General features: G+C 55.8%; 21 protein-coding genes, 2 tRNA genes and 1 pseudogene. 9 read left to right on the forward strand and 15 right to left on the reverse strand.

Annotated features, from left to right (window positions below; all coding sequences use genetic code 11):
- Positions 1-101: 101 nt before the first annotated feature.
- A complete protein-coding gene (locus ELB75_RS06520) occupies positions 102-1,418 on the reverse strand; it encodes a DUF945 family protein (RefSeq protein WP_164726831.1) in 1,317 nt (438 codons plus the stop codon).
- Between the two features lie 58 nt (positions 1,419-1,476).
- Here ELB75_RS06520 and ELB75_RS12665 point away from each other — a divergent pair.
- Positions 1,477-1,595: pseudogene (locus ELB75_RS12665) on the forward strand (IS5/IS1182 family transposase); the annotation flags it as partial.
- A gap of 108 nt (positions 1,596-1,703) precedes the next feature.
- On the opposite strand, the gene ELB75_RS06530 reads toward ELB75_RS12665, so the two are convergent.
- From ELB75_RS06530 to cysK, 5 genes are all read right to left on the reverse strand, one after another.
- Positions 1,704-2,042, reverse strand: coding sequence for a hypothetical protein (locus ELB75_RS06530; RefSeq protein WP_064090087.1), 339 nt, complete (start codon positions 2,040-2,042; stop codon positions 1,704-1,706).
- A 307-nt stretch (positions 2,043-2,349) separates the two neighbouring features.
- Positions 2,350-3,747, reverse strand: a complete 1,398-nt coding sequence (gene aspA, locus ELB75_RS06535; protein ID WP_126983235.1) for an aspartate ammonia-lyase — start codon at positions 3,745-3,747, stop codon at positions 2,350-2,352.
- Positions 3,748-4,045: 298 nt separating this feature from the next.
- Positions 4,046-4,984 carry a prolyl aminopeptidase gene (gene pip, locus ELB75_RS06540; protein WP_126983236.1) on the reverse strand — a complete coding sequence of 313 codons (939 nt, stop codon included), beginning with the start codon at positions 4,982-4,984 and terminating at the stop codon, positions 4,046-4,048.
- Positions 4,985-5,477: 493 nt separating this feature from the next.
- Positions 5,478-5,939, reverse strand: a complete 462-nt coding sequence (locus tag ELB75_RS06545) for a prokaryotic membrane lipolipid attachment site family protein (protein ID WP_126983237.1) — start codon at positions 5,937-5,939, stop codon at positions 5,478-5,480.
- 161 nt (positions 5,940-6,100) lie between these two features.
- Positions 6,101-7,039: a cysteine synthase A gene (cysK, locus tag ELB75_RS06550; RefSeq protein ID WP_126983238.1), complete on the reverse strand. Its 939-nt coding sequence runs from the start codon at positions 7,037-7,039 to the stop codon at positions 6,101-6,103.
- Positions 7,040-7,251: 212 nt separating this feature from the next.
- Here cysK and ELB75_RS06555 point away from each other — a divergent pair, with 212 nt between their 5' ends.
- The 3 genes from ELB75_RS06555 to cas2 all read left to right on the forward strand — a co-directional run bounded on the left by ELB75_RS06555 (position 7,252) and on the right by cas2 (position 10,545).
- Positions 7,252-8,211: a beta-ketoacyl-ACP synthase III gene (locus tag ELB75_RS06555; RefSeq protein ID WP_126983239.1), complete on the forward strand. Its 960-nt coding sequence runs from the start codon at positions 7,252-7,254 to the stop codon at positions 8,209-8,211.
- 184 nt (positions 8,212-8,395) lie between these two features.
- On the forward strand, positions 8,396-9,994 hold the full coding sequence (locus tag ELB75_RS06560) for a phosphoethanolamine transferase (protein WP_126983240.1): 1,599 nt from the start codon (positions 8,396-8,398) through the stop codon (positions 9,992-9,994).
- A gap of 257 nt (positions 9,995-10,251) precedes the next feature.
- Positions 10,252-10,545, forward strand: coding sequence for a CRISPR-associated endonuclease Cas2 (gene cas2 / locus ELB75_RS06565; protein ID WP_126983241.1), 294 nt, complete (start codon positions 10,252-10,254; stop codon positions 10,543-10,545).
- Positions 10,546-10,866: 321 nt separating this feature from the next.
- Here cas2 and ELB75_RS06570 read toward each other — a convergent pair.
- Both ELB75_RS06570 and ELB75_RS06575 read right to left on the reverse strand, forming a co-directional pair.
- Positions 10,867-10,953 (reverse strand) — tRNA-Leu (locus tag ELB75_RS06570).
- 37 nt (positions 10,954-10,990) lie between these two features.
- Positions 10,991-11,077, reverse strand: a tRNA-Leu gene (locus ELB75_RS06575).
- A gap of 91 nt (positions 11,078-11,168) precedes the next feature.
- Here ELB75_RS06575 and rnr point away from each other — a divergent pair.
- Complete coding sequence (gene rnr, locus ELB75_RS06580) at positions 11,169-13,547, forward strand: ribonuclease R (protein WP_126983242.1); 2,379 nt, start codon at positions 11,169-11,171, stop codon at positions 13,545-13,547.
- Positions 13,548-14,032: 485 nt separating this feature from the next.
- Here rnr and efeB read toward each other — a convergent pair whose 3' ends face one another.
- The 7 genes from efeB to ELB75_RS06620 all read right to left on the reverse strand — a co-directional run bounded on the left by efeB (position 14,033) and on the right by ELB75_RS06620 (position 19,801).
- The gene (gene efeB, locus ELB75_RS06590; RefSeq protein ID WP_126983243.1) at positions 14,033-15,328 is read right to left on the reverse strand and encodes an iron uptake transporter deferrochelatase/peroxidase subunit; all 1,296 of its coding nucleotides are present in this window, start codon (positions 15,326-15,328) and stop codon (positions 14,033-14,035) included.
- Positions 15,329-15,467: 139 nt separating this feature from the next.
- The gene (efeO, locus tag ELB75_RS06595) at positions 15,468-16,661 is read right to left on the reverse strand and encodes an iron uptake system protein EfeO (RefSeq protein WP_126983244.1); all 1,194 of its coding nucleotides are present in this window, start codon (positions 16,659-16,661) and stop codon (positions 15,468-15,470) included.
- A 25-nt stretch (positions 16,662-16,686) separates the two neighbouring features.
- Complete coding sequence (gene efeU / locus ELB75_RS06600; protein ID WP_064090097.1) at positions 16,687-17,541, reverse strand: iron uptake transporter permease EfeU; 855 nt, start codon at positions 17,539-17,541, stop codon at positions 16,687-16,689.
- Positions 17,542-17,888: 347 nt separating this feature from the next.
- Positions 17,889-18,626 carry a bifunctional demethylmenaquinone methyltransferase/2-methoxy-6-polyprenyl-1,4-benzoquinol methylase UbiE gene (ubiE, locus tag ELB75_RS06605; protein WP_126983245.1) on the reverse strand — a complete coding sequence of 246 codons (738 nt, stop codon included), beginning with the start codon at positions 18,624-18,626 and terminating at the stop codon, positions 17,889-17,891.
- Between the two features lie 34 nt (positions 18,627-18,660).
- Positions 18,661-19,014 (reverse strand): hypothetical protein, encoded by a 354-nt coding sequence (locus tag ELB75_RS06610; protein ID WP_126983246.1) that lies wholly within the window; start codon positions 19,012-19,014, stop codon positions 18,661-18,663.
- Positions 19,015-19,043: 29 nt separating this feature from the next.
- Positions 19,044-19,418, reverse strand: coding sequence for a hypothetical protein (locus ELB75_RS06615; RefSeq protein ID WP_126983247.1), 375 nt, complete (start codon positions 19,416-19,418; stop codon positions 19,044-19,046).
- Entirely contained in the window at positions 19,406-19,801 is a 396-nt protein-coding gene (locus ELB75_RS06620) for a gamma-butyrobetaine hydroxylase family protein (RefSeq protein ID WP_126983248.1), read from the reverse strand. Before ELB75_RS06620 ends, ELB75_RS06615 begins: the two co-directional genes overlap by 13 nt.
- A gap of 321 nt (positions 19,802-20,122) precedes the next feature.
- Here ELB75_RS06620 and ELB75_RS06625 point away from each other — a divergent pair, with 321 nt between their 5' ends.
- The 4 genes from ELB75_RS06625 to proC all read left to right on the forward strand — a co-directional run bounded on the left by ELB75_RS06625 (position 20,123) and on the right by proC (position 22,957).
- Complete coding sequence (locus tag ELB75_RS06625) at positions 20,123-20,467, forward strand: hypothetical protein (protein ID WP_126983249.1); 345 nt, start codon at positions 20,123-20,125, stop codon at positions 20,465-20,467.
- 125 nt (positions 20,468-20,592) lie between these two features.
- Positions 20,593-21,393, forward strand: coding sequence for an NAD(+) synthase (nadE, locus tag ELB75_RS06630; protein ID WP_126984230.1), 801 nt, complete (start codon positions 20,593-20,595; stop codon positions 21,391-21,393).
- Positions 21,393-22,091, forward strand: coding sequence for a YggS family pyridoxal phosphate-dependent enzyme (locus ELB75_RS06635; protein ID WP_164726917.1), 699 nt, complete (start codon positions 21,393-21,395; stop codon positions 22,089-22,091). The genes nadE and ELB75_RS06635 overlap by 1 nt, the downstream gene beginning before the upstream one ends.
- Positions 22,092-22,162: 71 nt before the next feature.
- Positions 22,163-22,957 carry a pyrroline-5-carboxylate reductase gene (gene proC, locus ELB75_RS06640; RefSeq protein ID WP_126983251.1) on the forward strand — a complete coding sequence of 265 codons (795 nt, stop codon included), beginning with the start codon at positions 22,163-22,165 and terminating at the stop codon, positions 22,955-22,957.
- Positions 22,958-22,963: the final 6 nt, after the last annotated feature.

Below are 22,963 nucleotides of genomic sequence, written 5' to 3' on the forward strand. Positions count from 1 at the left end.
TTTAATCACTATATAAACCGCTTTCATGCGGGGAGGAAATGGTTTTCAGGTAGCCTGCCGGAATGCAGGCTACCTGAAAAATAGGCGGATGCTTTGCCTGTTTAGGGTTTGCGGTAGATCAGGCGGATGGTGTCGCCTTCTTGTTTGGCTTCGGGAAGCTGGAGCAGCTTGGCGATGATTTGCCGGGTGTCTTCTTCGTTGTAGATGCGGTTCGACCAGTCGGCAAAAGTATGGTTGGCTGCTTGGATAAAGCCTTGGTGGATTCGGATGTCGGCGCGATATTGCAGGTTCTGCACCAGGGTTTCAGGCCGGATGTTGTCGATATTGCCGTATTGGCCCGGGGGCAGGGTGAGCTCGGCGTCGGCGGTGAGGGGGAAGCCGTCGAGTTTGATCTGGTTACCTTGGGCTTGGATGCTCAGGCCGCTGTTGAGCATGGCGGTGGCGATCTCGCTCAGTTTGGTTTTGAACTCGTTACGCGGAATGCAGACGCTGCGTTGGCGGGAGATCAGGTCGCTGAAAGATTGCATGGCCTGGGTGTTGAGGCCGTTGAAGCTGCTGTTCAATTGCAGGCCTTCGATGCTGTGTTTGCTGCCTGCACTTTGGCCGGCGTTGCTGTCGTAGCGGTGGCCTTGTTGGGTGATGTCGATACGCTGGATGTTGAAGGCGCTGCCCCAGGAGGCGGCCGGGCCGTTGATGCTTTGGGTGCCGGTGGTTTTGATTTGACTGAAAACGATGCTGTTGCCGGGGGAGCTGATGAAGGTGAGGGCGGCGAGGGTGGTTTCGCTGCTGCCGCTCTGCAGCTTGCCGTGGCCGAGGAAGCTGTTTTGGCTGCGGTGGCTGAGGTTTTGCAGGCTGAAGCTGGTTTGGCCGGATTTGAGCTCGATGGCGGGGATGCTGAATTGGAACTCGGTGGGGATAAGTTCATTGTTTTCTTTGTTCAGGCTGACTTGGCCGTTGATGTCTTGCCAGGTGAGGGTGTTGCCGTCTTTCTGAATGGTGCGGCCGGGGAGGTTGAAGCTGGTTTGCACGTTGCCGCCCCAGCCGATGTGGCGGCGGACATTGAGGAGGAAGCCTTCGGGGAAGTAGGTGTTGAGCTGTTTGGAGTCGGATACGATGTAGATTTTGCTGTCGATGCGGTAGCCGGACAGGGAGCGATGGATGGTGTCGTTGCCCCGGATGGTGATTTTGTCGCCGGGCTGGCAGGGGTCGAACACGAGGTCGCCTTGCCATTGTGCGCTGCCGGACAGGATGCCCAGATTGGTTTGAGCCTGGAAATTGGCCAGGCCGAAGGAACGTTGCATGAGCTCGGGGGAGTAGGCGTTGTCGGTGAGCTGTTGGTCGGCATAGAGGCTGCCGCCGACGGCTGCGCCACCGAGCACGAGAAGGCCGGTAATGCTGCCGATGAGGGCTTTGTTCATGATGGGTTTTCGAGATAGTGTTGGAAGAGGGGATTTTAGCATGCCTGCGGTTTACCGGCTGGCGGGGGATCAATATAGTGGATTAAATTTAAATCAGGACAAGGCGGCGAGCCGCAGACAGTACAAATAGTACGGCAAGGCGAGACAACGCTGTACTGCTTTAAATTTAATTCACTATAATTGTTTTGGCTTTGCTGAGGCAATGGCTGGTTTAACTTTGCCCGAAATATTTTCAGGTAGCCTTTCGCGATGGGAAGGCTACCTGAAAATGGTTTCGGCATGGGTTTATTTAACGATTTCCACCGGGCCGTGGTCGTCGCAGTGGTCGCCGTGCTGGTGGTGCAGGCGGCCGTTTACGATGTAGTCGGTGTGGTCGCCGTGCGGCACGGCTTCGTGGCCGCAGCCTTCGCCGTGAACATGGCCGGCACAGGTTTGCACGGGGTGGCAGCCGTCGGGGTTGGTGGCGTTTACATCGAGGCTGTGTTCGTCGTAGTGGCCGTTGTGTTCATGGTGCAGGTGGCCGTCGTGGATGTAGTCGATGTGGTCGCCGTGTTTGACGGCGGTGTGGCCGCAGCCTTCGCCGTGAACGTGTTGGTGGTTGGCATGGGTATGGCAGTTGCTCATTTTGTTTCCTTTCTTCGGGATGTGTTTACAGATGGGACAATGATAGTGGAAACGGATATTGATTGCAAGTAATTTATTGATTTATATAAATTTATAATTTAGTATAACGTAATGGGTAGGGTATAACATTGAGTGGGTCGGTATCGCTGATGCCGGGTTTGTTTGCATTAAATCAAATATGAGGGGCTTGGGTGGATCACATCACCGCCGCCTGCATCGTTTCAATACATAGCCACCCGGAGGTGAGAGGCTACCTGAAAACCAGCCATCGGTTTTCAGGTAGCCTTTTGCCTGTTTCAATTCAAGCTTACAAATGCGGATTGGCCAAGTTTTGTGGCGACAGGATGCGGTCGAGCTCGGCTTCGCTTAAGAGTTGGCGCTCCAGCACCACTTCGCGCACGGTTTTGCCGGTTTGGGCGCAGATTTTGCCCACCAGATCGCCGTTTTCATGGCCGATGTAGGGGTTAAGATAGGTTACCAGGCCGATGGAGTTGAAGACGTAGCGTTCGCAGATTTCGCGGTTTACCGTGATGTCGCGCACGCATTTGTCGGCCAGCGTAACGGCGGCGTTGCCTAAAAGCGAGATGCTTTCAAACATGGATTGCGCGATAACCGGTTCCATCACGTTGAGTTGGAGCTGGCCGGCTTCGGCGGCGAAGGTGATGGCGGTGTCGTTGCCGATTACTTTGAAGCAAACTTGGTTCACCACTTCGGGAATCACGGGGTTTACCTTGGCGGGCATAATCGATGAGCCTGCCTGCATTTCCGGCAGGTTGATTTCTTTCAGGCCGGCACGCGGGCCGGAGGAGAGCAGGCGCAGGTCGTTGCAGATTTTGGAGAGCTTCACGGCGGTGCGCTTCAGGGCACCGTGCACCATCACATAGGCGCCGCAGTCGGAGGTGGCTTCAATCAGGTTTTCGGTGAGCTTGCAGGGCAGGCCGCTGATTTCGGAGAGTTTCTGCACGGCCAGCGGCGCATAGCCTGGCGGCGTGTTGATGCCTGTGCCGATGGCGGTAGCGCCGAGATTTACTTCCAACAGCAGTTGGCGGGTGCGTTCGAGGTTGGTTTCTTCTTCTGCCAGCAGCACTTGGAAGGATTGGAATTCTTGGCCGACAGTCATGGGGACGGCATCTTGCAGCTGGGTGCGGCCCATTTTCAGGATGTCTTTGAATTCATCGGCTTTGGCAGCAAAGGTGTCTTTCAGGTGTGCCAGTTTGCCCAATAGTTCGCCGATGCTGGTGTACACGGCCAGCCGGAAGCCGGTGGGATAGGCGTCGTTGGTGGATTGGCTGGCGTTCACATGATCCATGGGGTTGACGATGTCGTAGCGGCCTTTTTCGTGGCCTAGTGCTTCCAATGCGAGGTTGGCGATGACTTCGTTGGTGTTCATGTTCACTGAAGTACCGGCGCCGCCTTGGAATACGTCGGATGGGAATTGGTCGAGGCAGCGGCCTTTGAGCAGCACTTCGTCGCAGGCTTGGGCAATGGCGGCGGCGATTTCGGGCTTGAGTGCGCCCAGCTCGCCGTTGGCCTGGGCAGCGGCTTTTTTCACCATCACCATGCTGCGTACAAACTGGGGCACGTCGGAAATCTTCTGCCCGGAGATTTGGAAGTTTTCCACTGCGCGCAGGGTGTGGATGCCCCAATAGGCGGCTGCGGGGATTTCGCGTTCGCCTAGGAGGTCGTGTTCGGTGCGGGTTGTCATGTTTGGATATCCTTTGAGTGAGGTAAGGTGGTTATAGTGGATTAACAAAAATCAGGACAAGGCGGCGAGCCGCAGACAGTACACACGTTACTGCAAGGCGAGCCAACGCTGTACTGGTTTTTGTTAATTCACTATAAAAGGGTTACTGGACTATGCTAAGGGCGCGTTTGTTGGCCTTCATTGTCAACGAAATGATAGCAGTTCGTTGCTGCCCATGATTGGCGTTACATCAAAGAGGCTACCTGAAAAAGCAAAACGGTTTTCAGGTAGCCTCATCGCGTGTGCTCGACGGAATTAATCAAGCGCCGATCCGTTCGGCAAATTCATCGGTGGCCTGCACTAGGGCTTCGGCAATAGCTGGGTTTTGCGCGTAGTGGCCGCTTTGGATAATACGCAGATCGGCCTGCGGCAGTGCCTGCTTCAAATCCCATGCGCTGCGGGTGGGGGTGCAGAGGTCGTAGCGGCCTTGCACGATGATGGTGGGGATATGCCGGATTTTATGGGCATTGGCCAAGATGGATTTATCACCCTGCAACCAGCCTTGGTGCATAAAATAGTGGTTTTCGAAGCGGGCGATGGACAAAGAGGCTTGTGGGTCTTCATCTACCGGTTTGGGGTCGAACCAAATCAGCCAGCTTTCCCAATCTGCCCAAGCTTTGGCGGCAGGCAGATGCACGGCGGGGTCGGGTGAATTAAGCATCCAATAATAAGCCTCAACTAATGAACCGGCACGTTGCTCCGGCGGCACGGCAGCTAGATAGCGTTGCCATTGTTCGGGATAAATCATGCTCACGCCGCCTTCTTCGCTCAGCCAATTAATTTCAATTTGGCGGCAGAGGAAAATACCGCGCAAAATCAAGCCGCGTACACGGTCGGGATAGGTTTCGGCATAGGCTAGGGAAAGGGTGCTGCCCCACGAGCCGCCGAATACCAGCCAGCTCTCGATGCCGAGCATTTTTCTTACTTTTTCAATATCCTCCACCAAATCCCAAGTGGTATTTTCGCGAGTTTCGGCATAGGGGGTGGATTTGCCGCTGCCGCGTTGGTCGATGATGATGACACGGTATTTTTCCGGATTGAAAAAACCCCGGCAAGCCGGACTAGATCCGGCACCGGGGCCACCGTGCAGGAAGATAACAGGGATGCCTGCGGGATTACCGCTTTCCTCCCAGTAGATCGTGTGGAGCTCAGATACAGGCAGCATGCCGCTGCGGAGTGGTTCTTGAATCGGATACATAAACTTCTCCTTAATTCAGAATTTGGACAGATATCGGTATTGCCTAACAGATGCTCATCGATACTCCGTTTGCCATCTGTATACAGATGTTCTAAAAAGGAATGATACGACGTTGGCTCGCTTTATGGTTAACCTAATACTATTTGTAGCTTGCCGCCTGGTTTCATTCCTATTTGGAAAGACTATATAGAAAGACTATATAACGGCTCCGGGCATATCGTAAGAATAATCATACACCATTTTGTCTATTTTTTAAATTTCCGTAAAGATTTGTTTTATTTAAATGGTTTAATAGAGTAGTGTTTTGGCTGGAATACTCGATAGGTGCGGGTTAGCAGCCGTGAATTGTGTGTGGCTAAATAGCTTCATTTACATATAGTGGAGCTTCAACCCCAGCCTATCGAACTGTATGGAAAGCTGCTGCAGCAATATGAGGAAACACAATAAAAGGCTACCTGAAAATTTTCAGGTAGCCTTTGCTGATTCTGGCGGCTTATTTCAGCGGCTGCATGTTCATTACTTCCATCAGGAAGTTGGTGAACGCCGGGTTGGCCGGGCGGTTTTGCATATTGGGCCAGCGCTGCTGCCAGCCCTGCAGGGCATTGCGAATGAAGATTTTGGACTGCTCGGCAGTGATACGGCCCTGCTGGCTCTGCACGGCAGAGCGCAGGTAAACTTCATACATGCTGTCGTCTACGCTGTTGCGGCCGACCAAGTTGATGCGGAAGCGGTTGAGCTGTTGCGCAGCCTGGGTTTTGGTCATGCGGCCTTTGGTTACTTCATAGCCCAAACGGGTGGCCTCGTTGCGGATTTTAGCCACATCGCCCCAATGGCTGGCGGCTAGGGTGTAGTTCGGCGAAGCCTGCGTATTTTGGCGTGTGCTATTGGGGGAAGAAAGGAGGTTACAGCCGCCGAGCAGGCCGGCAACGAGGAGGATGGGGATATATTTTTTCATGTTTTGACTTAAGCTAACAGTTTCATCAATGTGGCTAACTATAGGGAAAATCAGTCGGCAGGGCAAGTTTTTGGCGGCTTCTCACAACAAATTTACAACATGCCGGCAGGTTGGGAATACGAAAAAAGCCGCATGGCTGCGGCTTTTCCGGCAAGGCTGCCTTAGGAGGCAAGGTCTTCAAACAACGGGGTGGAAAGATAGCGTTCGCCGTTGGAAGGCAGAACCACCACGATGAGTTTGCCTTTGTTTTCCGGTTTTTTCGCCAGCTCCAATGCGGCCCAGATGGCGGCGCCGGAAGAGATACCCACTAGGAGACCTTCTTTGGCGGCGGCATCGCGGGCGGTATCGAAGGCGGCCTGGTTTTCCACGGTAATCACGCCGTCGTAGATTTCGGTGTTCAGGGTTTTCGGCACGAAGCCTGCGCCCAAGCCCTGAATCGGGTGCGGGCCTTTTTCGCCGCCGCTCAATACGGGGGAGGCGGCAGGCTCGACCGCATAGGCCTGCAGCGAGGGTTTGCGTTTTTTCAACACTTCGCCCACGCCGGTGAGCGTACCGCCGGTACCCACGCCGGAAACGAAAATATCAACTTGGCCGTCGGTGTCGCGCCAAATTTCTTCGGCGGTGGTGCGGCGGTGGATTTCGGGATTGGCAGGGTTGTCGAACTGGCGCGGCATAAAGTATTGGCCGGGGTGGGCGTCTACCAGCGCCTGGGCGCGGGCGATGGCGCCGGGCATGCCTTCCGCACCGGGAGTGAGGATGAGCTCGGCACCATAGGCGCGCAGCAGCATTTTGCGCTCTTTACTCATGGTTTCCGGCATGGTGATGACCAGTTTGTAGCCCAAGGCGGCGCAAACCATGGCCAGGCCGATACCGGTGTTGCCGCTGGTGGCTTCCACGATGGTGGTGCCGGGTTTGATTTGGCCGGTTTCTTCGGCGGCGCGGATCATGGAGATGGCGATGCGGTCTTTCACGCTGCTGCCGGGGTTGAAGTATTCCAGCTTGGCGGCTACCTTGCCGGGCAGGCCTTCGGCGAGGCGGTTGAGGTAAACCAGCGGGGTGTTGCCGATTAAATCGACGATGTTGTTGGCGATATTGCTCATTTATGGGCTCCTGTGAAGTGTGAATCGGATGCGTGCGCATGATAATGGCAAAGCCGCAGGCAAACAAATAATTTGTTTTTGTATCTTTATATTTAAAAGGCATATGCAACGGTGGCATTTTGCATGAAGTTTGGAAAATCATAAGACAAATCCAGTGGAAATCTTTAAAATACGCCGCTTCCGGCAGTAAACCATTCTAAAGCGAAACACTCATGACCTACGCTAAAATCCTCGGTACCGGCAGCTACCTGCCGGCCAAAACGCTCAGCAACGACGACCTCGCCAAAATCGTGGACACCTCGGACGAGTGGATTACCACCCGCACCGGCATCAAAACCCGCCACATCGCCGCCGACAACGAAAAATGCAGCGACTTGGCCGTGGCCGCCGCCCACAAAGCGCTGGAAGCCGCAGAGGTGGATGCAGATGAAATTGACTTAATCATCGTGGCCACTTCCACGCCCGATATGCAGTTCCCCGCCACTGCCACCATCGTGCAGCAGAAGCTCGGCATCAGCGGCTGCCCCGCGTTTGATGTGCAGGCCGTGTGTGCCGGCTTTATGTATGCCATCACCACCGCCAATGCCTACATCAAAAGCGGTATGGCTAAAAAAGCCTTGGTCATCGGTGCCGATGTGTTCAGCCGCATCATGGACTGGACCGACCGGCGCACCTGCGTGCTGTTCGGCGACGGCGCCGGCGCCGTGGTGCTCGGCGTATCCGACGAGCCAGGCATCCTGCACAGCAAACTCTTGGCCGACGGCAGTTACGGACACCTGCTGCAAACCCCCGGCCAGATTGCCAACGGCGCCGTTTGCGGCACACCGTTTTTGCAGATGGACGGCCCCGGCGTATTCAAATTCGCCGTGAAAGCGCTGGCCAAAGTGGCCGAAGACGTGATTGCCGAAGCCGGTCTCACACCCGAGCAAATCGATTGGCTGGTACCGCATCAGGCCAACTACCGCATTCTGGAAAGCACCGCCAAACACCTCAAACTCAGCATGGAAAAAGTAGTGCTCACCGTGCAGAATCACGGCAACACTTCCGCCGCCTCCATCCCCATCGCCCTCGACTGGGGCGTACGCCACGGCAGCATCCGGCGCGGCCATACCCTGCTTTTAGAAGGCATCGGCGGCGGCTTCGCCTGGGGTGCGGTGCTGGTGAAATATTAGGCTGGCAGCTGCCTGTTAGGCAATCAAGAAAGGCTACCTGAAAGTTTCAGGTAGCCTTTTGGTTTCCAAACAACGCTTCCACAGGCTGTCTGAGTATGAAGTGCGACGCTATAGGTGCGTCGGCAGACAAGGCCGTGCAGCTTTGTAGTAAAATCTGCCGTTTTGTTTTCAGGTAGCCTTTACCATGATGAAGATCATGCGCTCGCCCGTTTCCCTGTTTGCACTCAATATCGTGCTTACGCTGTATTTGTTTGCATTAAACCTGTTTTCCAATCATGGAATGGTGGAAATTCAAGCGGCAGTGTGGCCTGCATTGGTGCTGCTGGCGCTGGGTTGGCTGCTGGCGTTGGTACACCGCTGGCCATTCAAATTATTTTGGACATTGAACCTGCTGGCGGGTTCGGTGGCGGTGTTTGCCAAAAGCCAATACCGCATCTTGATTACTGAAGATATTTTGCTCAGCGCGCTCATCAGTGAAAATGACTTGACGGCAGAAATGATTTCAGTAAAGTCGGTGTGCTTTGTGCTGGTGTTCGGCTTGCTACCGGTGCTGCTGCTGTGGCGGCAGCGCATTCGGCAGGTGGGCTGGCAGCGGCATTTGGCCTGCTGCGGCCTGGCTTCGCTTGCGGCATTGCTGGCGGTGTTCGGCCTGTTTCAATATAAGGGCTACCACTTCCGCGGCAAAGGCAGCATCCGCGACAGTCACTTTATGGGCGATGTGCTGCGCTTTTCCCCTTTGGATGTGTATTACAACGGCCAGCGGGCGCGCAAATCTGTTCGGGATATGAAGCGCAATTATGCCGGGGTGGAACGGATGCCGCAGAAATACCGTTATCTCGACCAAAAAGACGATTTGCTGGTGGTGTTCGTGATTGGCGAAAGCACGCGTGGCGATCGTTTTTCGCTCAACGGTTACCCGCGCAACACCAATCCGCAGCTTGCCGCCATTCCCAATCTCTACAGCTTCAAAAATGCCCAATCTTGCGACACACTGACCGTGAATTCGCTTAACTGCCTTTCTTCGCCCATGTTGAAAAGCAGCCCCGACCGTACTCCGCGTCAATCCTCGTTTGGCGAGGTGTTCCGCTCCTTGGGCTATCGTAGCGAGATCTATTCGCTGCAAACGCTATCCGGGTTTTACAGTTATATGGGCTACGACAGGCTGGTGAGCAAATACCAAATTGTGGCCGAGCAGCAATCCGGTGCCTGGGATGCGGCGTTGTTGCCTTATATGCGGCAATCGGTGGCGCAGTATCGCGGTGGCAAGATGCTGTTGGTGCTGCACACCTTGGGTTCGCACCAAACTTATGCCGATCGCATCCCGCCGCACCACCGCGTGTTCACTCCCTATTGCACCAACCCGGATGTATCGCATTGCAGCAAGGCCGAATTAGATAATGCCTACGACAACACGGTGCTGGGCGTGGACGAACTGCTGGCGGAAACCATCAAGTCGCTGTCCGATAAGCGGGCCTTGCTGATTTATGTGTCCGACCACGGCGAGTCGTTGGGCGAAAACGGCGATTATTTCCACGGCAAGCCGATCAATATCGCGCCCAAAGAGCAGTTTTCCATCCCGTTTGTGGTGTGGTTTTCCGAAAGCTATCGGCAAAGCCCCGAGGGCAAAGTATTGGCCGAACGGGTGGCACAAGCTGTTAAGGATGGGCGCGCGGTATCGCACGACAATATCTTCCACACTGTTTTAGGCTGCGCCGGCATCACCTCGCCAGATGGCGGCATCGATCCGCATCTGGATATTTGTGCGGCCGATACCGGCAACTAATTTCAACTTTTTGCCCGCAGCGAGGTGTGGAAATCAACAGCGTTGTTTACACTTTCGGCTTTTGCTTGAAGACCTGTTTGAGCAGCTATCCGGCATTGTCAAGAATGTCGATAGATACGGGAAACCTGCTCTGTTCCTGATAATGACGGATAGCTGCCTAAGAATCATTCAAGCAAAAACAAAAGCTATCCGCCGTAGAAAAAGTGTAAACAACGTGACGATTTCCTACAGGCTACCTGAAAACCGCGAGGTATAACATGTTGATGCTGATTACATACGTTATTTCGTTAGAAGGCATAGAAGGGCAGACAAGGCTGAGGCGCATAGCGAAATTGTGCCTAGACTACGGCGTGCGCGTGCAGTATTCAGTTTTCGAATGCGATATCGCACCCGACCAGTGGGTTGTTTTAAAAGATAAGCTTTTGAAAACCTACAACCCGGAAACCGATAGCCTGCGCTTTTACCATCTGGGCAGCAAATGGCGGCGCAAAGTGGAACACCATGGCGCGAAACCAGCGGTAGATGTGTTTAAAGATACGTTGATTGAGTGAATCGCCAACCTATGGTTCTCATGAAAATGCGGTAGGGGTGGTGAATTAGATTGTTCTTTAACAATCAGTATATTGCGAATGTGGGTGTAGCGGAAAAGGCTGTGTTATACTCGCGTTTGCACTTTTCTTGGGAGTTTGGCGAAATCGGGGCTGCGAAACCTGATGTAGCAAGGCTTTTGAGAGAGGCTCCAGCCGCCTTCGGGCGGCTGTGTGTTGAAACAGACAACCTTCGGGATTGGTAATGGCGCGATGGGTCAGCCACCTTCAGGTAGCAATAAAAATCCCGCAAGGTTCAAACCATGCGGGATATTATTGATTTTTTGGTGCCCAGGAGAAGACTCGAACTTCCACACCCGTGAGGATACCAGCACCTGAAGCTGGCGCGTCTACCAATTCCGCCACCTGGGCGAGCAATTTCCGTTTCGGTTTCAATTAAAGCAAGTTGTGGTGCCCAGGAGAAGACTCGAACTTCCACACCCGTGAGGATACCAGCACCTGAAGCTGGCGCGTCTACCAATTCCGCCACCTGGGCTTTGCTTTAATCGAACTTTGCGGTAAAGTGCATTGCTCCTTATGCAAGAAACGCGCATTATAGCGCCAATTTTCCACTTGTCAATTTATATATGAAGAAGAAAACCTCGCTCCGCCTGCAAGACCCTTATTTGCAGCGGGAAACACAACGCTACGAACACCCCCTGCCCAGCCGCGAATGGATTACCGAAATGCTGGAAGACAGGGGCGTGCCGCTGAAAACCGAATCTTTAGCCATCCTGCTCGATATCGCCGAGCACGAAATGCCCTTTTTCGAACGCCGCCTGACCGCGATGGCGCGCGACGGGCAAATCCTCATCAACCGGCGCGGCATGGTGTGTGCCGCCGAAAAACTCGCACTCGTGAAATGCCGCGTTGAAGCGCATAAAGACGGCTTCGGTTTTGCCGTGCCGCTCACGCCCGATGGCCAGGGCGACTTTGTGCTGCCCGCCCGCCAGATGCGCGGCCTGATGCACGGCGACACGGTAACCGTTCGCCCCGCCGGCACCGACCGGCGCGGCCGCCGCGAAGGCCAGGTACTCGATGTGATTGAACGTGCGCAGAAAACCGTAGTTGGCCGGCTCATGATAGAGCGCGGTATTGCCATGCTCTCGCCCGAAGACAGCCGCCTGCCCGACAGCATCCTGCTCGAACCCGATTCGGTGGGCAAGGCCAAGCCCGGCCAAGTGGTGGTGGCCCAAATCGATGCCTACCCCGACGCGCACCGCCCCGCCGTGGCCAGCGTGGTGGAAGTGTTGGGCAACTATGCCGACAGCGGCATGGAAATCGAAATTGCCGTGCGCCAGCACCACCTGCCGCACCAATTCTCCGCCGCCTGCGAAAAAGCCGCTGCGAAAATCCCTTCCGCCGTGCGCAAAACCGACCTCAAAGGCCGTGAAGACCTGCGCGATTTACCACTGGTAACGATAGACGGTGAAAGCTCGCGCGATTTCGACGACGCCGTGTATGCCGAAAAACAGGGTCGCAATTTCCGCCTGGTGGTAGCCATTGCCGACGTGAGCCACTATGTGAAGCCGAAAGACGCGATTGATGCCGACGCGCTGGATCGCGCCACCAGCGTGTATTTCCCGCGCCGCGTGATTCCCATGTTGCCCGAAAGCCTCTCCAACGGCATCTGCTCGCTCAATCCCGATGTGGATCGGTTGTGCATGGTGTGCGACATGGTGTTCACCTACGCCGGCAACCTTAAATCCTACCGTTTCTACCCCGCCGTGATGCGCTCCCATGCCCGCCTCACCTACACCCAAGTGTGGGACTGGATTCAAAACGGCAGCGACAACCCGCTCAAACCGCACATCGATACCCTCTACAAACTCTATCAAATTCTGCTCAAAAAACGCCGCCAGCGCGGCGCGATGGAGTTTGAAACCACCGAAACCGAGATGATTTTCGACAAGCAGGGCAAAATCAAACGCATCGTACCCGTGGTGCGCAACGAAGCCCACCGCCTGATCGAAGAATGCATGCTTGCCGCCAACGTGTGCGCTGCCGAATTCCTGCTGAAACACCAGCATCCCGCCTTATTCCGCAACCACTCCGGCCCCACCCCGGAAAAGCTCGCCACCCTGCGCGAGCAGCTCGGCCTGCTCGGCCTTACCCTCGGCGGCGGCGAACAGCCCACCCCGCTGGATTACGCCGCACTCTTCGCCCAAACTGCCGAGCGCCCCGACCGCGAGCTGATTCAAGTGATGCTCCTGCGCTCCATGCAGCAGGCCGTATACGAGCCGGATAACAGCGGCCACTTCGGCCTTGCCTACCCCGCCTACACCCACTTCACCTCCCCCATCCGCCGCTACCCCGACCTCCTGGTACACCGCGCCATCAAAGCCGTTCTTTCAGGTAGCCGTTACAACCCCGCCGAAAACTGGAGCGCGCTGGGCATCCACAGCTCGCAATGCGAGCGCCGTGCCGACGAAGCCAGCCGCGACGTGGAAAACTGGCTCAAAACCTACTACATGCAAGACAAAGTAGGCGAAGTATTCAGCGGCACCGTCAGCGGCATGGCCGGTTTCGGCCTGTTCGTTACCCTCGACGACATCCACATTGAAGGCCTCGTCCACATCAGCGAACTGGGCGAAGACTACTTCAACTATCGTGCCGAAACCATGAGCATCGAAGGCGAACGCAGCGGCTTGCGCTTCAGCATGGGCGACAAAGTTGTGGTTCAGGTAGCCCGTGCCGACTTGGATACCCGCAAAATCGACCTCATGCTCATCAGCGGTGGCAGCCTGCCCGGCAAAGGCAAAAAAACCGCAGCCAAAGGGAAAACTACCACAGCCAAAGGCAGAACCCGCAGCCAAGCTCCCGCCGGCAAACCTGCTGCCAAAAGCAAGGCCAACGCTCCCGTTGCTCCGGCCAAGAAAACCCGTAGCCGCAAAAACAGCCAGCCAGCTCAGGCCGCCCGGCCCAAAGCCAAACGCAAGCCCCGCACCCGCAAAAAAAGCGGCTGAACTTCGAAGGAGGCTACCTGAAAACAAACAGGCTACCTGAAAGCAGATTTCCACTTTCAGGTAGCCTGTTCGGTTGATTAGCAAGTCAACAGAACTTTTGATACAAGTCGGTGAGCAGCAGGCAGACAGAAGTATGGCAAGGCAAACCCTCGCGGTAGCGAAAGTTATAGTGGATTAAATTTAAATCAGGACAAGGTGGCGAGCCGCAGACAGTACACACGTTACGGCAAGGCGAGCCAACGCTGTACTGGTTTAAATTTAATTCACTATAAGTTGGTCTGCTTGAGATGAAACATTACTTCGGTTCGCCGAGGCTACCTGAACAAGACAAAACCCGTTTGCACCAGCAGACGGGTTTTATTTTTCAGGTAGCCTCAAATATTTAGTGGCTTAGCGAAGTATGGACGGCTCATCCGCTTTCTTGCATCGCTGCAAGCCAGGCTCAAGCAGGCATTGTTTTGCGGACAAGCCATCCGCACCTTCAATCACGCCAGCACATTGGCCAACAGGCTCTGCCCGAGGTAGCCGCCCTGTTCCGCACCGGGCAGGGTAAAGAAGTAGCCGCCGCCGAAGGGGCTGATGTATTCCTCCAGAGGTTCGAAGTCGAGCAGTTTCTGCACGAAGATGAAGCCGTCGTCGAGGTTGGCCTGGTAGCAGATAAAGATCAGGCCGACATCGAGCTGGCCGGATTTGGCCAGGCCGCGCGAATAGTCGAAGGGGCGGCGGTAGAGCAGGTGGCGCTTCATGAATTCGGGATCGCGGGCATTGGCGAGCCGCATATGGCTGTCTTTAGGGAGGGTTTTGCCTTCGGGATCGGAGGCGTAGTTGGGAATGTCGCCTTCGTTTTTCATGCCCAGCGGGGCGCCGCTGTATTTTTCGCGGCCGAAGATGGTTTGCTGCTCTTGCAGCGGGGTTCTGTCCCAAAACTCTACGAAATGGCGGATGAGGCGCACGGCTTGGTAGCTGCCGTTTTTGGCCCAGGTCGGTTCGTCTTTGCTGTTTTCGGCCACGCCGCTCCACAATACGGCATCGGCGGTTTCGGGCTTGGATACATCGGGATTGCCGGAGCCGTCGCGGAAACCGAATAGGTTGCGGGCGGCCAGCGCGCCGGGCTCGGCTTTGGGCAGGAAACCGTCGATGCTCCAGCGGATAACGGCAAATTGGGCGGTGTTTTTAATCAGGTCGCGCAGGGCGTTTTGGCAGGTTTCGGGGCTGAAGGCGCAGATTTGGATGCTGATGTCGCCGTCGCACCATTCGCGCTGCAGTTTGTCGTTGGGGAAGTCTTTCATTTCCTGCAGGTGTTTGGGCTTGTGCGGGGCGAGGCCGAAACGTTCGTCAAACAGGCTGTTGCCCACGCTGAGCGTGATGGTGAGGCCGTCTGGTTTGATGACCTTGCCGAGGATGCCGCTGCCCTGCGGCGGAAGTTTGGGGTCGCCGTCTTGCAATTCGCCGCCTTTGGTGAGGAAATCGGCGCGGGCAGTGATGGCGCGGAAGAGGTGTTCGAGTTCTTTGGGGGTTTTGGCCAGCACGTCGAAGGCGGCCATGATGGCAAATTGCTGGTGGGGCGTGGTGATGCCGGCTTGGTGCGTGCCGTAGAAAGGGAAGCTTTGATCGGAATGGTGATCGGCACTGCCGCCGCTGTTTTGCGCTGCGCTGCCTTCGGCACTTTGACCATTGCTGCTCAGGCCGCAAGCAGCCAGCCCGGCGGCAGCGGCGCCAACGGCGAGGCCTTTGAATAGATTGCGTTTGGACGGGGATTGGGGGTGTTCGTTGTGGCTCATGTTTTTCTCCTGCCGGGAACGGGTTGTTTGGCGATAGATGCTGTTTTGATGAGTGATTAAATTTTCAGGTAGCCTCTACGCTGAATACAGGCTACCTGAAAATCTTTCATCCACCTCAATCAAACACGGTGGCTTGCATTTAGTTCAAACCGAGAATGCCGCGCAGTTTGGCCAAATCTTCGGCCAGGGCGTTAATCGGTGCCTGCAGGTTTTTACGGTCGGTTTCGCTAAGTTTGTCGTAGGGCTGGAAGCCTTTCTCGGTGCGGTATTTGGCGAGGATGTCGGTTACCTGTTTGAAGTTGGCATCGGTTTTATCCAACAGGGCTTGGTCTTTCTCGGCAATCATCGGGCGGAACAGCTCGACAATCTTCTGCGCACCCTCTACGTTGGCTTGGAAATCGCTCAGGTCGGTATGGCTGTAGAGGTCTTCCTCACCGGTAATCTTGCTGCCGGCCACTTCTTCGATCAGCGTGGCGGCACCGCCCACCACTTTGCTCGGCGGGAAGGTGAGGATGTCGATTTCCTGTTTCAGCTTCTGCACGTCGGCCAAGAGTTTGTCGGCCACGGGCTCCATGCCCTTGGTGGTATTGAGTGCCCACAAAGAATGCTCGATGCGGTGGAAGCCGCCGAAGCCTTCGTCTTTCTCGCCGAGTTTGAAGCTGTCGGCGCGGGAGTCGATGGCGGGGTCGAGCTCGTTAAACAGCTCGGCAATCGGCTCGATGCGCTCGTAGTGGGTGCGCACGTCGGCAAACATGGCTTTGGCATCTTCGGTGCGGCCGGCCTTCACGGCTTCTGTGAAAGCCGTGGTTTTGGTCACCAGCTGGGCGGCTTCGTTTTGTACGTATACTTTATAGTCGGCCAAAGGTTTGGCCAGTTTTTCCATATTGGCTTCACCGGCCACTTCTTTGAAGCCGCTGTCGGTTACCATCAGCTTACCGCGCGGGTTGTTCAACAGGCCGCAGGTCATTTCGTATTCGCCAGGTAGCAGGGTGACGGTCATTTTATCGCTCAGGCTGGGGGCGATGTTTTCACGCTCGTCCACCACCATCACGTCCTTGAGGATTTCCCACTCCAGCTTGCGGGTGCTGTTGTTTTTGATGTTGAACACCACCTGGCCGCTGGGCACGGTAAGTTCCATCGGATCGCAGGCGTGGTCGTTTACCGCAATATTGAAGCTGCCGTCGGCATTGGCAGTGGCGGCTGCGCCGGAAGCGGCAGAAGCACTGGAGGTGCCGGAGGCAGGTGCGGCGGGCTGTTCGGCGGCCGGCGGCTGGCAGGCTGCCAAGCCAAAGGCGGCCAATACGGCCAAGGCGGTAATATTCAGTTTCTTCATAATTTAACCTTTCAGATGCAAAAAACTAGCTGGTTTGGGAAGGTGCGGCAACCGGCTTGCTGCCGCGCAAAAACAGGAACAATACGGGAATTAGATAAGCGAAATAAAGAATAAAATCAGACAATACCGGATGGTCGGTGTAGCCGAAGAAACCGCCGAGCAGCACGCCCAGCGGGCTGTCTTCATGCAAAACGTGCGACCAATCCAGTGGCGTGTGCGAAGACCAATCAAACGGATTCACCTGCCATACATTCCACACGCCAGCCTCATGCAGCGCGCGGAACGCGCCGGAAGTGAGGCCTGCGGCCACAAAAATCAGGAAAACGCCCGTCCAGCGGAAAAAACGCGCCAGGTTGATGCGCACCCCGCCCTGATAAATCAGCCAACCCACCACGGCCGAAGCGGCCAGCCCGAGCACCGCGCCCAGCGGCATGGCCGCGGTGGGGCTTTGGTTGAACACCGCCAGCAGGAAAAACACGCTCTCCATGCCTTCGCGCGCCACCGCCAAAAAGGCCATGCCCACCAGCGCCCAGCCATGCCCGTTGCCGCGGTTGAGCGCATCGCTCACCGACTGCTGCAAATGCTGCTTTATCGACTTGGCCGCCTTCTGCATCCACAGCACCATATAAGTGAGCATCGCCACGGCCACCAAGCCGATCACGCCCACCACAAATTCCTGCTGCTTCTGCGGAATCTCGCCGGTTTTCTTATAAATAAACCAACCGGCAGACAGGCACATTGCCGCCGCCAGCACCACGCCGAGCCACACTTTCGGCATCATATGCCGATAGCCGCCCTGTTTCAAAAAGCCGGCCACAATGCCCACAATCAAAGCCGCCTCGATGCCCTCGCGCAGCATAATCAAAAAAGCAATCAGCATCGCCGACTGTTCCTTTACAAAAATTCATATCGGGGCGGATTATGCCTTGCAGGCATGCAAAATGCAAACAATTTCTAATTAGATTAGATAAGTGTTAATTGGCAGATCAACTGATTGATTGGCAGGGAAATTAAGCTTCAAGAATATTCATTTACAGGCTGGAGGCATCATGAAGGAAAAAGGCTACCTGAAAACATTGTCCGTTTTCAGGTAGCCTTATATGCGGATTAAGATTGAGTATGCGGCTGCACCGGCCAGCCCCATTGTGCCAGCTGCACCGTTTGCGGCCTGCCGTTTCGTTCCTTTCCTGCATCTGATCCGCTGTATTTGCAGCTTACCGCCAACCGTTAGAATTTCACGCCTTTGTGCAGGGCGACGATGCCGGCGCTCATATTGTGGTAGTCCACGCTGTCGAAACCGGCATCGAGCATCATTTGTTTGAGGGTTTCCTGATCGGGATGCATGCGGATGGATTCGGCCAGGTATTGATAGCTGTCGGCATCTTTGGCGATGAGTTTGCCCATCAGCGGCAGGAGCTTGAAGGAGTAGAGGTCGTAGGCCGGGGCAAGCGGTTTGGCCACTTTGGAGAATTCCAATACCAAGAGTGTGCCGCCGGGTTTGAGCACGCGGTACATTTCTTTGAGGGCGGCGTCTTTGTGCGTCATGTTGCGCAGGCCGAAGGATACGGAAACGAGGTCGAAATAGTTATCCGGGAAGGGCAGTTTTTCGGCGTCGCATACGGCCACGGGCAGGAGCAGGCCTTCGTTGAGCAGGCGGTCGCGCCCCACGCCGAGCATGGAGGAGTTGATGTCGGTGAGCCAGACTTCGCCGTCTTTGCCCACGCGTTTGGCCCAGCCGCGCGAGAGGTCGCCCGTGCCACCGGCAATATCGAGCACTTTGCCGCCTTTGGGCACGCGGGTGGTGGTGATGGTGAAGTGTTTCCATACGCGGTGCAGGCCGCCGGACATTACATCATTCATGATGTCGTATTTTTTGGCGACGGAGTGGAATACTTCGGCCACTTTGGCGGCTTTTTCGCTTTCGTTTACGGTGCGGTAGCCGAAATGGGTTTGTTTGTCGGTCATTATGGTGCTTTCAGGTAGCCTTTGGTGGTGGAGGTTAGGGCTGGCCTTTGGAAAAATGGTCAACGCAGCTGTTGATGGCAGCTTTGAGTTTGTTTTCGAAGGCTTTATCGTCGTGCTTTATACTATAACGGACGAGGTCTTGCTTCCATTGGTTGCGGTCGCTGTAGGTGGCGGCAGCTTCATCGTAGGCACAATTGCATAGTTTGGTGCCGGTCTCAAGGGTAATGGTACCTTTAGAGGATCTATTTGCATTTTCGGCGCAACCAGATACGAAGCCGTTGCGGATTTTAGTCTCATCAAGTAGTTGGTTGGAGGCTTTGTCGGCGATTTTGTCGCAGCCGGCCAGGAGCAAGAAGCTTAAGGCGAGGAGGGCGGGTTTGGTGGACATAGCGTGCTTTCAGGTAGCCTGCAGAAGGGTTACAGCTGGCCTTTGGAGAAGCGGTCGATACAAGTGGTCATGGCGGCTTGGATTTTAGCTTCCAGCTCTTTATTGTTTTGGTTCAGGCCGTAGCGGATGAGGTCTTTCTTCCACTCTTCGGAGCTGCTGTAGGTGGAGGCGGCTTGGTCGTAGGTGCAGCCGCACAGTTTGGTGGCCGCTACGTCGTTGAGTGAGCCTTTGGAGGATTCCACGGCAGATCTGGCGCAGTTGGTCACGAATTCGCTGCGGGCTTTTTGGTCGTCGATTTGTCCGGCGGCGTTGTCGGCAACTTTGTCGGCAACTTTATCGCAGCCGGCCAGCAGTAAAACGGAGGCGGCGATGAGGGCGGGGAGGGTGCGGCTTAATGCGGACATTTCTTTCCTTTCGGGATAGCAAGGGTTTGTTCGGTAGGTTCGCGGGAAGCGCCGGCTTCTTCAAGGCGGCGCAGGTAATCGGGCCACATTGTAGCGTATCCGCTTGCCAATTCATACAGGTAGCCCCAGCTGTAGAGGCCGCTGTCGTGGCCATCGGAGAAGGTGATTTTGAGGGCGTAGTTGCCGACAGGCTGCAGGTCGGTGATGCTGATGCCGGCTTTGCCGGTTTGCAGTTTGGCCTGCCCGTGGCCGCGCACTTCGGCGCTGGGGGAATATACACGCAGGTATTCGGCTGGCAGGGTGTATCCGGCATCCGGGTAAACCAAGACGAGGCTTTGACGGTCGGCTTCTAGGCGGATTTGTTGCGGGGGCTGATTGCGCATGGGGTTCCTTTGCTGTGTGATGTAGGCTACCTGAAAATGGGGGGCGGTGGCTAATGCGTATAGCAGGGCGGTGTGCGTTTCGCCGGTGAGCTTGGAAAAGAAGTACCCTATGGTTTGCCGGTGGCGGAAGCCGCATTCTTTCAGTTTGGGCGGCGCAGAAAGCTGCGGCGTTCATTGTGATTACGCTGAGGCTTCGGTTTTCAGGTAGCCCACGCAGAATTTTAGCAGATTGCCGGATTGCCGGGCCGGGCTTGCTATTTGGCTTTTGGGCGGATTGGCGATATATTACCCGCTGCCGTGCAACCGGGCGAAGGATGGCAAATGGGCGAGATAGAATTGTTGGCGCACATCATCAAATGGCGCGATGAGTTTTCGGCCGATGTTCGGGTGCTGAAGATTGATGCGGATATTTTTGTGCGCCTGAGTTCGATAAGGATTCTGCTCAGCCTGCTGCTGCGGAAAGGCTACCTGAAAAATGTCGGTAACGATGAAGTGGTGCTCGAGATGGAGTTAAGCCGGGCAACTTTGCAGTGTAGGGTGGATGTGAGCGATTCGCTGGGGCGGTATTATTATAGTGAATTAAATTTAAACCAGTACAGCGTTGTCTCGCCTTGCCGTAACGTGTGTACTGTCTTCGGCTCGCCGCCTTGTCCTGATTTTTGTTAATCCACTATATTTGGAAGAGAATGAAAAGATTGCCGATGAAGCCTGCCTGGCTTCATTAAGCACGTATATCCAACAGGCTGCTAATGAATTATGCGTTGGTGGCTCATCAAAATAGGAAAAACATGATGCAAACCCAAGCTGTTATCCGACACATCAGCCGCTGGCTGGCCGATTATGCCGTGTGCGCGGGCGCGAAAGGTTTTGTGGTGGGCATTTCCGGCGGGGTGGATTCCGCCGTGGTGTCTGCCCTGTGCGCGCACAGCGGGTTGGACGTGCTGTGCGTGGTGCTGCCCATCCGCCAGCAGGCCGACCAGTTGCAGCGGGCCAACGAACACATCGCCGATTTGCAGCGCCGTTTTATGAATGTGCGCAGCCAAACGTTGGATTTAACCCCCACTTTCGAGCAGTTCGAGTGCAGCGTAGCCAACACGGCCGCCGACAATAAAAACCTGGCCATGGCCAACACCCGCTCCCGCCTGCGTATGGCCGCGCTGTATTACTACGGCCAAATCAACGGCCTGCTGGTGGCGGGTACGGGCAATAAGGTGGAAGATTTCGGCGTGGGCTTTTTCACCAAATACGGCGACGGCGGCGTGGATTTAAGCCCCATCGGCGATTTGCTCAAAACCCAGGTATACACCCTGGCCGAAGCCTTGGAGGTGCTGCCCGCCATCCGCCAAGCCGCGCCTACCGACGGGCTGTGGGACGAAGAGCGCACCGACGAGCAGCAGATGGGCGCTAGCTATCCCGAGTTGGAATGGGCGATGGCGCAAAGCGAAGCCGGCCGCCGCGCTGAAGAATTTGCCGGCCGCGAGCGCGAAGTATTTGAGATTTACCAACGCCTGCACCGCGCCACGCTGCACAAAATCCAGCCCATCCCCGTGTGCAAAATTCCCGGCGAATTATTTGATGAAAAGGAAAAATGATGAGAGTGCTAACCATGAACCTGCACGCCGTGCGCGCCCGTATTTGGGCTGCCGCCGAGGCGGCAGGCCGCCCCGAGCCCGAACTGATTGCGGTGAGCAAAACCTTCCCCGCCGCCGATGTACGCCTGTTGTGCCAAAAAAGCGCGCAGCGCGATTTCGGCGAAAATTATCTGCAGGAATTTGAAGAGAAAAGCAGCGAGTTGGCCGATATTCCCGACATCTGCTGGCACATCATCGGCCATATCCAATCCAACAAAAGCCGCATCGCTGCCGAACGCGCCCATTGGGTGCACACCATCGACCGCGAAAAAATCGCCCGCCGCCTGAGCGATCAGCGGCCGGAAACCATGCCGCCGCTGCAAGTGCTGATTGAAGTGAACATCGGCGGCGAAGACGTCAAACACGGCGTGCCGCCGCAAGAGGAAACGCTGCGTGAGCTGGCTTTTCAGGTAGCCTCTTTGCCCAGGCTGAAACTGCGCGGCCTGATGTGTGTGGCACGGCTGGGCAGCAGCGAAGAAGAGTTGCGCCAGCAGTTTGGCCGCATGAACGAATTGCTGAAATTCCTGCAGGCGCAGGGGCTGGATGTGGACGTGCTCTCGATGGGCATGTCGGAGGACTTGGAAACCGCCGTCGCCTGCGGTGCCACCCATGTGCGCATCGGCAGCGCCATTTTCGGGCAGCGCACTTATAGCGAATAAAGCTTTCAGGTAGCCTTTTGTTGGTTGGAAAGGCTACCTGAAACTTTCAAACCACCACATAAGGAAACATCATGACCATCTATTTTCTCGGCGCAGGCAATATGGCCTCTGCCATTATCGCCGGCATGAGCCGCGCTGGCGGTTTCGATATCTGTGCCATCGATTACAGTGCCGACAAGCTGGCCGCGCTTGCGCAGCAATATGGTATCGCCACCGCTGCCGAGCTGCCGCCGCTGAATGATAGCGACGTGCTGGTGCTGGCGGTGAAGCCGCAAGATATGCAAGCGGCGCTGCAAAAGGTGCAAACGGGCGGCGCGCTGGTGTTGTCGATTGCCGCCGGGCTGCCGTGTATGGCCTTGAGCCGCTGGCTGGGCGGCACGCGCCGCATCGTACGCATCATGCCGAACACGCCGGCGCAAGTTGGGCAGGGCGTGGCCGGCTTGTTTGCCGACAGCGGCGCATCTGCAACCGACCGTGAACTGGCCGAGTGCATTATGCGTGCCAGCGGGCAGACCCTGTGGCTGGATAGTGAGGACGGCCTGCACCGCATCACTGGTATCAGTGGCAGTGGCCCGGCCTATGTGTTCTACTTGCTTGAAGCGCTGCAAAACGCCGCAAGGCAGCAGGGTTTCAATGCGGAAGAAGCACGGCAGCTCAGCTTGGCCACCTTCCAAGGTGCAGTGCGGCTGGCCGAGCAGAGCGGGGAAGAGTTTTCCGATTTGCGTCAAAAAGTTACTTCCAAAGGCGGCACGACTTATGCTGCGTTGCAAGCATTTGAGGCACGCGGTGTGGCCGAAGCGATTGGCGCGGGCGTGGCTGCTTGCGTGGCGCGTTCGCAGGAATTGGCCGAGCAGTTGGCGGAATAGGGTGGT

The organism is Eikenella corrodens, from assembly GCF_003990355.1.
GTDB lineage: Bacteria > Pseudomonadota > Gammaproteobacteria > Burkholderiales > Neisseriaceae > Eikenella > Eikenella corrodens_B.